This window comes from Leuconostoc sp. DB-1 (assembly GCF_013414845.1).
Classification (GTDB): Bacteria; Bacillota; Bacilli; order Lactobacillales; family Lactobacillaceae; genus Leuconostoc; species Leuconostoc mesenteroides.
In genome coordinates this window covers 1,281,052-1,294,467 of the sequence record NZ_JABFNJ010000001.1, presented here as the reverse complement: position 1 = coordinate 1,294,467, position 13,416 = coordinate 1,281,052, and the positions used below count along the sequence as shown (strand labels likewise).

Sequence of the window (13,416 nt, the reverse complement as noted above, 5' to 3'; positions counted from 1 at the left end):
TATAATGGCTTAATTCTTCTAGGACTATTAAACAGTGGATTCCTGAATTAAATTCGAAAATAGGACATTTTTTGTCCTATTCTTATTGAAAAAATAGTTGTAGTATTTAAGTTATAGCAATTTAAAAAATAGCACTGGAGGAAATAGTTTAGTAATGAACAATACGATTAAACTTATGAAGTTACCTGATTTAACAGTAATCAAGCATAGTGGTGAGGGGACACAATTCTATGCCTATAAAATTAATTTTATTTTAGAAAAACTCAATTTATCAGAAAATATTATCAACGATATCAACCGTGATTTATATCAAATGTTGGCGAACCAAGCGACTATCACAGCAATAGAAATTCGTAATTTATTGGTTTCCTTACTTAAAAAATATGAACAGCTGGATGCTGTGGATGCTTACAATTCATACTACGTAGCTGATCAACAAAAATTTTCCGATGCTTCAAATGTTCAAAAACGCATAGAGAAACTTTTTGCACAAGATGAGAGTGTCGTTCATGAAAATGCCAATAAGGATAGTCGCGTATTCAATACGCAACGTGATTTGGAAGCGGGAGCAGCAAGTCGTGCATTAGGATTACAAATGCTGCCACCTTTGGTAGCCAAAGCACATTTACGTGGAGATATTCATTGGCACGATTTGGATTATTCACCAGTCACACCAGCTACCAATTGTTGTTTGATTGATTTTGAAAACTTGCTAACAAACGGCTATAAAATTGGAAATGCGTGGGTAGATTCACCACATTCTATTCAAACTGCCACTGCGCAGATGGCCCAAATCATTGCTAATGTTGCATCTTCACAATATGGTGGTTGTTCAGCTAATCGGATTGATCAGTTACTTGCGCCTTACGCACAAATAAACTATGACAAGCACCTTGTTGACGCCAAAAAATGGATTGATGCTGACCGACAAGAAGAGTATGCCAAAGAGAAGACTTGCAAGGACATTTACGATGCGATGCAAGGACTGGAGTATGAAATCAATACGTTGTACTCGTCGCAAGGGCAAACACCATTTACAACTGTTAATTTTGGATTGGGAACAAGCTGGTTAGAGCGCGAAATCCAGAAAGCTATTTTACAGATTCGTATCAAGGGACTAGGGAAAGAGCGGCGCACGGCCATTTTCCCAAAATTAATTTTTACTTTGAAAAAAGGGCTCAATTTTAGTCAAGAAGATCCAAACTATGATATTAAGCAATTAGCTTTGGAATGTTCAACCAAACGTATGTATCCTGATTTATTAATGTACGACAAAATTGTTGAATTGACAGGTAGTTTCAAAACACCGATGGGTTGTCGTTCATTCTTACAAGGCTGGGAAGATGAAACAGGCGTTGAAGTTAATTCTGGACGTATGAATTTGGGTGTTGTTTCAGTTAACTTGCCACGTATTTCCCTGTTTGCTAAGGGTGATATGAATCTGTTCTGGAAGATTTTTGATGAGAAAATGGCGCTATGTCATGATGCGCTAGCTTACCGGATTGAACGTACCAAAGAAGCTGTACCAGAAAATGCACCATTACTGTATATGTATGGTGCTTTTGGCAAAAGATTGAAGGCCACCGATAGTGTTGATGAAGTGTTTAAGAACGGCCGCGCTACGATTTCATTAGGATATGTGGGCGTTTATGAAACATGCATTGCATTCTTTGGACCAGACTGGGAAAAGAATCCTGAAGCACATCAATTTGCTGAAGCAGTTGGTAAAAGAATGCATGATTATTGTCAAGAATGGGCAGCAGAGAGTGGTTATCACTATAGTTTGTATTCGACACCAGCCGAATCTTTGACCGATACATTTTGCCATCTTGACCAAGAAAAATTTGGGGCTGTTCCTGATATTACTGATAAGCAGTACTATACCAATAGCTTCCACTACGATGTTAGAAAGCATCCAACACCATTTGAAAAAATAGCATTTGAAGAGACGTTCCCAAAATATGCGTCGGGCGGTTTTATCCACTATTGTGAATATCCTAACTTAAAGCAAAATCCTCAAGCATTAGAAGCTGTATGGAATTGGGCCTACGATCACGTTGGCTATTTAGGAACCAACACGTGCATCGACAAGTGTTTCAAGTGTGGCTTTGCGGGTGAATTCAAATCAACAGCGCGTGGCTTTATGTGTCCTGAGTGTGGTAACCATGATCCTGAATTGTGTGATGTGGTCAAAAGAACGTGTGGCTATCTAGGAAATCCTCAGCAACGACCAATGGTTCATGGTCGACATGTTGAAATAATTTCACGTCAAAAGAATTTAACTAAGGAGATGATTGAAAATGTCGCGACCTTTGCGAAAACCAAACAATCCGATGCCCAAAGAATGGACCGCGCAAAAGTATAGTCAAAATTATGTAGCTGACTATAAAGCCTTCAATTTTGTTGATGGCGAGGGGGTTCGTTGCAGTCTATATGTGAGTGGTTGTCTGTTTTTATGTCCCGGCTGCTACAATGTTGCCGCGCAAAACTTTCATTTTGGACAGCCCTATACACAAGAACTAGAAGACCAAATTATTGAAGATTTGAGTCAAGACTACGTCCAAGGGTTGACGCTGTTAGGTGGGGAACCATTCTTAAATACAGATGTATGTCTACAGCTCTGCCGTCGGATTCGGAAAGAATTTGGCCATTCGAAAGATATTTGGTCGTGGACTGGTTATACATGGGAAGAGCTGGAACAAGAGACCTATGATAAGATGCGGTTATTATCCTTACTAGATATTCTGGTGGATGGTCGTTTCTTGGAAGAAGAAAAAGATTTAACATTACAGTTTAGAGGTAGCGCTAATCAAAGAATTATTGATGTACCTAAATCATTGGCACAAAATGAAGTTGTCATTTGGGATAAGTTAGTGCGATGATTTATTAATAGTAATTTTTGGAAAATGTGTACACTCGTTTTTATAAAACGAGTGTACACATTTTTTTATTAATTAATATTTACAAATGAAGTTCTTCATCAAAAAAATGTTGGCGAAAATGATTAGGAGTTATTCCGGTTATTTCTTTGAAAGTTTTGACAAAATAGCTTGCGGTTGAAAAAGATAGTAAATTTGAAATCTCCAGTAATGTGAGATTCGAAGCAATCAACAATTCTTTTGCCGTATCTATTTTGGTTTGCCTAATGAATTGAGTGATCGTTATTTTATACTCTCTTTTGAACGCTGGATTCAATGTCTTTTTCGAAGCATTCAGTGCGGTAGCAATGTCATCGAGTGTAATGTTTTCGCTAATATGCTCTTTTATATATTGTTTAATTCTTTGGTGGAGTGGTAAAAAATTGTGAACCCTATGGTTTTGTACAATTTTAAAATAATGCCAAGTAATTTCTCTAATAACTTGAAAAAAATTCAGGAACTGAGGAGATAGTTCAATTTCTTTCACAAGCTCATTATGCAATTGAAATGCTGACTCGACAGGGTACCCCCACTGGATAATCGCTCGGTTTAAAATTGAGACATAGGAAATAAGCGTATCTTTTTCGCCTCTAATCATGTTGTTGGAGGCAAAACGTTCACCAATTATTTTTAAACGTGACAACTTTTCAAGTGCTGAGATTAAACTGGCTTTACGTGAATAAACAATCGATTTGATAATATCAGTTTCTGCATTAAAAAAGTTTTTGGATCAAAGGATTCGCTGCTTTCTTTTTTGATGTGGAGTTTATCTGAAAACTTTGTAATGTGGACCTCTTCTTCTGGCGCATCGTTAGAATTATATAAAGTATAGATGATTTGAGAAATGGATTTTAGATTTGAAAGGGAATGTAACATCATTAACTCACTACTCGTTGATAGTGGATCGTCGTATTTAAAAGAGAAGCAAACGATGCTTTCTTCATTGACATGGCAAGTTAAAATATGACCAGAATTATAGTCTAGAGATTGATAAATGTGATTTGTGAGCAGCTCAATATTATCAATTAATAAATTCACAACATTTTTATTGGAATTATTAGTAGATTCATCTAAGTAATTTACTTGTTTTGTGGCAATGTCAATCAAAATAACATCAGCATTTAAAATGTTTGCTAACTTTTTAATATCTTTCATTACTTCTCCCGGAAATTACATTTAATCATTAAACGTGTTATTAGCATTTGTTCTTTCTTTATAAAATGTATTTATTCATAATTGTATAAAAACTATTAAGTAATAAATATAACATCAGGAAGCAAAAAATCTTATTTTGATATAAACTACCTTTTTTTATCATGAAATTGCAAAAGGATTCATACATAATATGAAGTACTTGTGATCATACAGCTTAATTTCGAGAGAATAATCACATGTAATTTGTAGAGAAAGGTGGATAAAAATAGAGAAGTACATCACATAGTTACAGATTCTGTAATTGGTGAAAGTCATAATATATTTTAGCCTGTACTAAACTTTTATCAAAAAGAGTTTGTATTTTTAAAATTGCGGTTCTCAATACAAACTAGCAATTTTAACACTTTGTGAGAGAAGTGATGATTTTTAAAACAAGAACACTGAAGAGTTCTTAGAAGGGAGAAATATGAAAAATAACATTCACAAGATTGTGAACGGCTTATTTCTGCGTGTCTTTGGAATTTTGTTGATATTGTCAACATTAGTAGCAAATGCGCTGATGATTCCACTAACTACAGTATCTGCTGCGAGTGATATTACGCCACAGTATACGAGTAATAGTACAGGCGTATTCCCCACTAATTCGTGGACTATTCCAGGTCAAAATACGGTAATAAATCATCAAGGTGGAGATGCTAGTAATGGCTGGGACAAGAATAGCAGTTGGAATGGGGATTCATCTGATACATCAAAATCATATTTGAAATTTGGTACTGACACTAGTAACCCAGATTACCAAATTCGTAAGTATGCTAAAGAAACGTCCACACCTGGGTTATACGACGTCTACTTGAACGCCAAAGGTAATGAAGTTAAGAATATTAAACCGATTGATATTGTGTTAGTTGTTGATATGTCGGGATCAATGGAGCCGGCGAATAATCCGTCTGGAAGTAACAGAGCTCAGGCTACTAGAGATGGCGTTAAACAATTTCTACAAGCAATTAAAGATGCTGGAATTTCCCAGTACGTTAATGTTGGTTTGGTGGGTTTCTCAAGCCCAGGAAACTATGTTACCGGTTCAAACGGGTATCTAGAAGTTGGGATGCAGAGCCTTTCAACAACTGGGCAGACAGAACAAATAAATAAAACTCTATCTCCGACTTTTTCAGGTGGAACATTCACACAATTGGGAATTCGTAGAGGTCAAAAAATGCTCGACGACGATAAAAATGATCACAAAAAAATGATGATTTTACTGACAGACGGTGTTCCAACCTTTTCTTATAAAGTCACCCAAGCAACAACTATTTCAGGAACGACTTATGGAACAGCATTTTCCTCCTCAGATCAGGACCAACCCGGATCTACTTCACAATTTGTAAGTGGGAGAAATAATTGGGAAAGTCGGAAAAATCGTTACATTAGTGGAACTGATCCTAACGGAGCAACTACAAGTGCACAGAATTATGGACTATATTACAATACTGGTAACAATGTCAAAATTTGGAATACTTGGGCAGCAACGCTGGGAGAAGCAAAAATCAGTAGAGATAGTGGTACCGAAATACATGCTTTAGGAATACAGTTAGGTGATGATAATAATAATAATTATTGGGATTCGCCACTTTATCTATCCTCCAATAATGTACGTTCCAGAGCTAGTTTAATTGCTTCATCTGGTCTTTATCAAGATGCTAACAGTGCATCTGATGTGGAAACGTATTTGAAAAATCAAGCAAAAGATGTTCTGAGTCAATTCAACACGGTCAACCAAGGCAGTATTTCAGATCCATTAGGTTCTCAATTTATTTATGGGGATGACACGCCGACGGTTAAGAGTGTAGGAAGTAGTGTTGTTCAGAATTTACCAACAGTTACCAAATCAAACGGAAGTATCTCTGTAAGTAATATTAATCTGGGGAAAGATCAAGAAATTCAAATACATTATCAGGTGCATTTAAATACTGAATCAGATAATTTTAAACCGGATTACTGGTATCAGATGAATGGCAAAACAACATTTACACCGACAAAGGATAGTAACGCTGTAGAATTTGGTGTTCCTTCTGCGAAAGCACCTGGAACGGAGCTAAAGGTTATCAAACAATGGCAAGAGCTGACAGATTCATCGAAGCGACCAGATAGTATTAATTTTGAAGTAACGCGAACTACGAACAACCAATCAAACGATTGGCGGGCAACTGGTACTTTGAGTAAATCGGATAATTGGTCTAAAACTTTCAAACAGTTGAATAGAAATAATCAATCGGTTTTGTTACCAGCTTATGATAACAAAGGTGGAACGTTCAATTATCAGGTGCTAAACGAAAGTACGGATGGTTACGTTTCAAGCATTACTAACAAAACAAATGAGTCAACGATAACAAATACACAATATGGTTTGATTATTGATAAGTATGCAAGTAACTCGAAAAATAAACTCACTGGTGCTGAATTTATTGTTAAATCAACGGATGGCAAGCAGTCCTATACATTAAAAAATAATCAGTTACAGCAACTGACACCAGGGGATTACACCATTCAAGAAACTAAGAGTCCATCTGGGTATCAACTTGATTCCACGGTTTATCCAATAACACTATCGCAAGATGGAAAATGGTCAAGTAGCGGTCAAGGTATTAATGTGAAATCACCAACCACGGATGGCAACGGCTATAAAGATGGTTTTTCTATTGCTACTGACAAATCAAACAATACTGATAAGAATAATGTTGTTAGATTTGTCAAAAATGATACTTTCAAGAAGTTTGATCTGACAGTTAATAAAGTTGACAAAACAACTGGAAATGCGCTAAAAGGTGCTAAATTCACATTAACTGACTCTGATGGCAAAACATCAGTTTACAAAGAAACCGATCCAACGTCGACTTTCACTTTTGAAAATCTTTCATCAGGAACATATACTTTGAAAGAATCAAAAGCTCCTGATGGATACATTGCTAGTAAAGATGTCACAATAATAATTTCTGATGATGGCAGTGTTAAGGTAACTAACAATAATGGCGATTGGAAATCAACTTTACAAAATGATGCAGGTAACAATCAGATTAGCCTAACGGTCAACAATTCAAATAAAACTGTTTTTCCATCTACAGGTGGCACTGGTATTGTGCGCTACATGTTGATAGCTGGTGCCTTTATATTAATTGCCTTGGGTGCTAGCGGTTATTATATTTTCCGAATAAAGAGGGGTAACCGATCATGATTAAAAAAATGATTGTGTTTATCATTACCTGTATTTCATTTGGGTTGCTTAGCTTGCAACAAGACAATTTAAAGGTTTTAGCCGATACTGATAACCAATTTACGATAGAATTGCATCATCAGTTGAGTGTGTATGAATCAAATCCAGTATCCTATACTCCTGGCAGTAACGTAACATTTCAATTGTATGATTTGACGGCTGATTACCAGAAGCATGAAAATGATGAAAATTATTTTGAAGATTTGAAATCTCAAAATCAGGGTATTCAAAATTATATTCAAGACAATCATATTCGTTTGATGGATACTAAAACTACTGATGCCAATGGACAAGCAACATTTCATGTTTCAAAAGAATATGGAAAAGCTTATCTTATTGTGCAACAAAAAAGTAGCCAACTTGAAAGTGATGGTTTATCCTATGAGCAGGTTAGTGATCCAGTCGCATTTTCGCTAAGAAATCAAGATATGGATAAAAACAAGCTTGAAATTGAGACCAAATCTGCTATTGTGACACGCATACCATATTTTTTTAAATATGGAAAAACGCTTGATCATAAAGAATTACCATTAGCAGGTGTCAAATTTGTGTTGTATAAAACAGTTGACAACCAAAAAAAATACCTGACTGATGACAATAGTTGGAAAACCACTGATGACCCATTACATGAAAAAGAAGTAAAAAAAGTCGTATCTGATGATACCGGTTTAGTTGCTTTGAATAATAGTAAGCTACCCGCGGGTCAATATTATTTTCAAGAAGTTCAAACATTAAAGAACTTTGAAATATCTTCTCAGGCACAACACATTAGTGTTAATATTCCAGCAGTCACTAGCTTAGCTAATGTACCGCCAATTACTGTTAATGGCGAGCCGTTGTCTAAAATAGCTGCGGGTGTGATACCTAATGACGTGTATCAAAATGCAAGTCCGAGAGTTTTGAATTACCAAAAAAAGCAACCCACTAAGAAACCACCGTTTAGCTTGCCATTCTTACCAGAAACAGGAATAGCAATTGGTTCAATTTCTTTAGTCGGTTTGTTGATTATTTTATTGGTAATATTGATAAAAATTTATAAGAAGAAATTACAATTAAAAAGGAGTTTTAAAAATGAAAAGTAAATCATGGTCACAAATGGCTAATGCGATTTTACTCGTACTTCCTCTTTTAGTATCAGCCTTGTTTGGTATTACTAATGTATCTGCGGACACAACAGATAGTGTTAATGTTACATTGCATAAAAGGGTCTTTGATGAAGGACAAGTACCGGATAGTAAGACCAATACAGGTGAAGTAGATAATAATTTTGGTGGAACGCCATTAGCAGGTGTTACTTTTACAGCTTATGATGTAACTGACCATTATTTGAACTTACGTTCTAGTGGTGACACTGCTGAAAAAGCATCCCAAGAGGTTCAATCTGATGCCGCTGATGCTGCACCAAGTTACGCCACAAAAGTTGCAGAAGGTGTAACAGCTGGAGCCGATGGCACAGTAACTTTTTCAAATTTGAAGTCTAAGGACGGCGATAAAGACAAGGTTTACTTGTTTGTTGAAACAAATTCACCAACAAATGTCACACAAAAAGCTGCTCCAATTGTGTTAGCTTTACCTGTTTATAAGTCAGGGTCAGACTCAGAAATTAATTCTGATGTTCACGTTTATCCCAAAAACGAACAAACTGATGCTATTACAAAAGATTTAAGTGACGAAAGTAAAAAAGATTTGATTGTGACATTGCCTGATGGATCAAAGGTCTATAATGCCACTTATGGTCAAAAATTTGGTTATCAATTGCAAATAGCAGTACCATGGAACATTGCGGATAAAGATACATTTAATGTAGTTGATACGCCCAACTTAGGTATTGATGATGATGCTACTACGGTAAAGGTTGCAGGATTAACTAAAGGAACTGACTATACAGTTTCAGCAACTGATGCAACTGACAAAAATGGTAAAAGTTTTAAAATAACATTTAATCCAACTGCAGCTGCTGTTAAGGCTGCTGCCGGTAAAAAGTTAACAGTTACTTATGATGCTACCTTGACTAATGCTGCTGTTCCTGACAAAGCATTGAACAACACGGCTACGTTAAATATTGGTAACGGAACAGATGTTACTTCTACACCGGTTCAAGGACCTGAAATTTACACTGGTGGTGTGAAATTCGTTAAGCAAGACAAGCAAAGTGCTGCAAAGCTTGCTGGTGCAGAGTTCCAGTTGGTTAAGTTAAATGCTAATGGTGACAAAGTTGCCTACGCAACGCAAGCAACTGATGGTTCATACACATGGGCATCAAATAATGACTCAGCGACAACATATACATCAAATGATCAAGGATCAGTTGAATTAAAGGGTCTTGAATATTCAAACAAGTTGGCTGATGGTCAAAGCTATGCACTTGTTGAAACAAAGTCTCCAGCTGGTTATGCGCTTTTGACAGCTCCTGTTAAGTTTACAGTTACTAAAGGAAGCTATGCTGACAATCAAACAATCACTGTGACAAACATTAAGAAGGGTATCTTACCATCAACTGGTGGTTCTGGTATCTACTTGTTCTTGATTGCAGGTGCACTTTTGATGAGTGGCGCATATGTTTGGAATAAGCGTAATAAAAAGAACCAAAATATTTAATCATATTTGAAAACTAAAGTGCAAACCATGTTCGTGGTAAGCACTTTTTTTATAAAAATGAATACTATGTTCATAATTCTTTGGAATAATGGTTTTCATTGATATTATGAGCCGTGGTTTCAAAGGATAACTAGAACGATGGCAGAACAAAAACAAAATAACGCTAATATTTTTCTGAAACTGTTCATTGCATTAATGTTTTTCATTGGCTTTTTGGTGTTCATGTATCCTTTTATTGCTAATGGCGTGAATAACTATGTGGCCCAAAAAGAATTAAATGCTGTGAATCAACTAAATCAAAGCAATCAGAAAGCCAGTGCCAAGAAACTCGAAAAATTAATCAAAAAAAACAAACAAAAGTCAAAAAAAAATCAACAACTTGGTATATCACCTGTCAAGAATATCTTGGGGCAAACGTTGGAAAATATGCCCAAGGAGAGTAGAGAGTACTATCAAAAGCACTCGTTAGGCAGTATATTCATTCCTAAAATATCTCTGAGTTTACCGGTGTTTGATACAACGACTGACAGCCTTTTGTATAAAGGAATTACATTATTACCTGGCAGTTCTTATCCTGTTGGCGGCAAAAGTACGCATACCGTTTTGATGGGGCACAGTGGTTTACCTAATCAAGAATTATTTACTCATCTGCACGAATTAAAAAAAGGCGATAAGTTTTTTTTGAAAGTGTATGGGAAACGTTTAGCTTATCAAGTTATTCGAATCAAAGTGGTTTTACCAACAGATCTAAGTGATATCACAATACAAAATAACCAAGATTTGGCAACGTTGGTCACATGTACACCCTATATGGTGAACACACATCGATTGTTGGTTACTGGGAAAAGGGTGCCGTTGGATAAAGGTTCATTTGATAAACAAGAAAAAAAGGCAGTATCATATCAAGGAAAATATTTGTTTTGTCTGACAGCACTGATTCTTATTTTTATGGCTTTAATTTTTTATATCATCAAACGTGAGCTTATTGAATTATTGTCACATAAAAGAAATTATCAGTTATCATTTTTTGTTTATAATAATGGACATCTCATTTCTGGTCATAAATTCACTTTAGTAGATTATTTTGGTAAAAGAATATTAAATGACCAAGGTGAGTTATGTGAGTCTACGAGTGACTCAAGAGGCTATGTATCGTTTGGTCAAATTAATGGTGGTAGGTATAAAATAGTTCCGATGAATCCAAACATGAACCTCAAACCTTTTAAAGCGATAGTTAAACATTTAAAGGATAAAAAATTCTATATAAAAAAAGTAGTTAAAAATGGTTACCAAATTCAAACAGAAGGTGATGCAACAAATGACTAAGCAAACCAGTAAAAAAAAGAATAAACAAAATATATTTTTAAATATTATTTTTCTTATAGGATTTTTAGTAGCGTTGTATCCTTTTTATGTCGGTGCATTGAATCATTTTATTGACCAGCAACGAATCAAGACAATTCAAAAGGAAACTAATCAAGATATATCAGCAAAAGAAGCACGTATGCAACAGAAAAATGCACGGTTAAGAAAAGATGGCATTCAACCTGGGAGTGACCCATTTTCTGGTTCCACTTACAAAGAGCATGTGGTATTGAAGAAGCATTTAATTGGTACAATTAGTATTTCTAAAATTAATGTGCATATTCCGCTTTTTGATACGACAAATGAAGAAACACTTAACTATGGCGCAACCGTCTTACAAGGAACATCTTTTCCTCTGGGTGGGAAAGGCACGCATAGTGTTATTTCCGCGCACCGTGGCTTAGCTTCACGAATGTTATTTACGAACTTAAATCATGTTAAGAAAAACGATACTTTTGTACTAACGGTATTTCATAAAAAATTAGCCTATAAAGTTTTTAAAATTGAAGTTGTCAAACCTGAAGATTACCAAGGGCTGCAAGTTGAACCTGATAAAGACTTGGTAACGCTAATAACCTGCACACCTTATATGGTCAATTCACATCGTTTGTTGGTGACAGGATATCGAGTTCCTTATAATAAAAATATGGCAAAAAATATTGAAAATGCTGATAAGTTTAACAATATCAAGCAAGTTCTTATTATTATTGTCATCATTTTATTAATTGTATTGCAATTTCTTTTCTTGTATAAACGCATCATACGTATCAAATTAGCTAAGAAAAAGTTTGATTTATCATTTTATCGTTTAGATGCTGATGGTAATCCCGTTTCATCTGTTGCCTTTCAATTGTTTTCTAAGAATAAAAAAGTTGCTTTAAAAAGAGATGGAAAATCATTAATTCGCCATTCAAATGATGAAGGGCTTGTTACATTTGATGATATTCCAGGCAGACTCTACTATGTTAAAGAGGCTACAACTAACAAAAATAGCGGGGTTATTGCTGGCGTAAAAAAACTAAAGGATAAGAATATGACCTTTTATCCAACTAAAAAGTCAAAACCTTTTTTCCATTCGGATAACAATAAACTGTGGATTATTAGATAATGCATGAACTCAAAAAAGTAAATATATTTCGATTTAATCTTACCAATTCTCTCGTGCTATAATAAAACAATGAAAGAATTTTTAACAAACAATTTTGAGCAAACACAAAGTTTAGCTAGTAGAATAGCATCATTTGTTTATCCTGGTTTAGTGATCACGCTGAATGGTGATTTAGGAGCGGGGAAAACAACCTTTACCCAGGGATTTTCACGCGCTTTAGGTGTGAAGTCAAGGGTTAAGAGCCCGACATTTAATATTATGAATACTTATATGGCGCGTGATTTTCCCATTTATCATTTTGATGCTTATCGATTGGAAATGACAGGTGCTGCTAATCAAGGATTCGAGGATTTTATCGGTACGGATGGTGTAACGCTTATTGAGTGGCCGCAATATATGAATGATTTGTTGCCAAATAATCGATTGGACATCACATTTACTCGAGGTGAGGATGATAACGAACGAACAATAAGTATCGCAGGTGTTGGTTCAGTTATTGAAATTGAGGAAAAACTATGACATTCGATATGAGCCAGCCGATTACGTTCAGCTTAGAAGAAGCCAGCTTAGCTAGAGCTGCTGAATGGCAACAATTAATTCAAGATTTAATGGTGGAAACAGATACTTTTTTGAATGCAAGTATGCGTGATGGGGATGAAATACCTGTAAAAAACGATGCGCCGGCGATTACTTTGTTGTTGATTGCTGAACAAGGTGAACAATCATTACCGGTAGGAATAGGATCTATCGAAAATGAAGAAATCGGTGTGGCTATTTTGAAACAATTTCACGGTGCTGGTCTTGGTCAGGATTTAATGCGGTCACTTCTGGACTGGGCTAAACTTAACGGGTTATCAAAGGTATGGTTAGATGTACAAATTGATAATGACATCGCCGTGCATATTTATCAGAAATACGGGTTCTTAAGTGTTGATGAAAAAGAGCACTTTACCTTACCAAATGGTCGTGATACAGAGTTACAAAGAATGATCTTGGAGTTATAA

Annotated in this window: 11 protein-coding genes; 9 read left to right on the top strand and 2 right to left on the bottom strand. The window is 35.6% G+C overall.

Annotation, left to right across the window (positions count from 1 at the left end):
• The first annotated feature begins 154 nt into the window (after positions 1 to 154).
• Together nrdD and nrdG are read left to right on the top strand one after the other, a co-directional pair.
• Positions 155 to 2,365, top strand: coding sequence for an anaerobic ribonucleoside-triphosphate reductase (gene nrdD / locus HFP47_RS06265; RefSeq protein WP_179876222.1), 2,211 nt, complete (start codon positions 155 to 157; stop codon positions 2,363 to 2,365).
• On the top strand, positions 2,301 to 2,882 hold the full coding sequence (gene nrdG, locus HFP47_RS06260; protein ID WP_002815265.1) for an anaerobic ribonucleoside-triphosphate reductase activating protein: 582 nt from the start codon (positions 2,301 to 2,303) through the stop codon (positions 2,880 to 2,882). Before nrdD ends, nrdG begins: the two co-directional genes overlap by 65 nt.
• A 79-nt stretch (positions 2,883 to 2,961) precedes the next feature.
• On the opposite strand, the gene HFP47_RS10715 is transcribed toward nrdG, so the two are convergent.
• A complete protein-coding gene (locus HFP47_RS10715) occupies positions 2,962 to 3,561 on the bottom strand; it encodes a helix-turn-helix transcriptional regulator (protein ID WP_257229732.1) in 600 nt (199 codons plus the stop codon).
• Positions 3,562 to 3,578: 17 nt separating this feature from the next.
• The gene (locus HFP47_RS10710) at positions 3,579 to 4,073 is read right to left on the bottom strand and encodes a hypothetical protein (RefSeq protein WP_235431781.1); all 495 of its coding nucleotides are present in this window, start codon (positions 4,071 to 4,073) and stop codon (positions 3,579 to 3,581) included.
• A 466-nt stretch (positions 4,074 to 4,539) separates the two neighbouring features.
• Between HFP47_RS10710 and HFP47_RS06250 the strand changes: the two genes are divergently transcribed.
• The 7 genes from HFP47_RS06250 to HFP47_RS06220 all read left to right on the top strand — a co-directional run bounded on the left by HFP47_RS06250 (position 4,540) and on the right by HFP47_RS06220 (position 13,416).
• Entirely contained in the window at positions 4,540 to 7,302 is a 2,763-nt protein-coding gene (locus HFP47_RS06250; RefSeq protein ID WP_179876221.1) for a SpaA isopeptide-forming pilin-related protein, read from the top strand.
• Positions 7,299 to 8,423, top strand: coding sequence for a pilin N-terminal domain-containing protein (locus HFP47_RS06245; protein ID WP_011680203.1), 1,125 nt, complete (start codon positions 7,299 to 7,301; stop codon positions 8,421 to 8,423). The genes HFP47_RS06250 and HFP47_RS06245 overlap by 4 nt, the downstream gene beginning before the upstream one ends.
• The gene (locus HFP47_RS06240; RefSeq protein WP_011680202.1) at positions 8,413 to 9,939 is read left to right on the top strand and encodes a SpaH/EbpB family LPXTG-anchored major pilin; all 1,527 of its coding nucleotides are present in this window, start codon (positions 8,413 to 8,415) and stop codon (positions 9,937 to 9,939) included. The genes HFP47_RS06245 and HFP47_RS06240 overlap by 11 nt, the downstream gene beginning before the upstream one ends.
• A gap of 138 nt (positions 9,940 to 10,077) precedes the next feature.
• Complete coding sequence (locus tag HFP47_RS06235) at positions 10,078 to 11,265, top strand: class C sortase (protein WP_060461474.1); 1,188 nt, start codon at positions 10,078 to 10,080, stop codon at positions 11,263 to 11,265.
• On the top strand, positions 11,258 to 12,412 hold the full coding sequence (locus HFP47_RS06230; protein WP_052408338.1) for a class C sortase: 1,155 nt from the start codon (positions 11,258 to 11,260) through the stop codon (positions 12,410 to 12,412). Before HFP47_RS06235 ends, HFP47_RS06230 begins: the two co-directional genes overlap by 8 nt.
• A 69-nt stretch (positions 12,413 to 12,481) precedes the next feature.
• Positions 12,482 to 12,931 carry a tRNA (adenosine(37)-N6)-threonylcarbamoyltransferase complex ATPase subunit type 1 TsaE gene (gene tsaE, locus HFP47_RS06225; protein ID WP_011680199.1) on the top strand — a complete coding sequence of 150 codons (450 nt, stop codon included), beginning with the start codon at positions 12,482 to 12,484 and terminating at the stop codon, positions 12,929 to 12,931.
• A complete protein-coding gene (locus tag HFP47_RS06220) occupies positions 12,928 to 13,416 on the top strand; it encodes an N-acetyltransferase (protein ID WP_179876220.1) in 489 nt (162 codons plus the stop codon). The genes tsaE and HFP47_RS06220 overlap by 4 nt, the downstream gene beginning before the upstream one ends.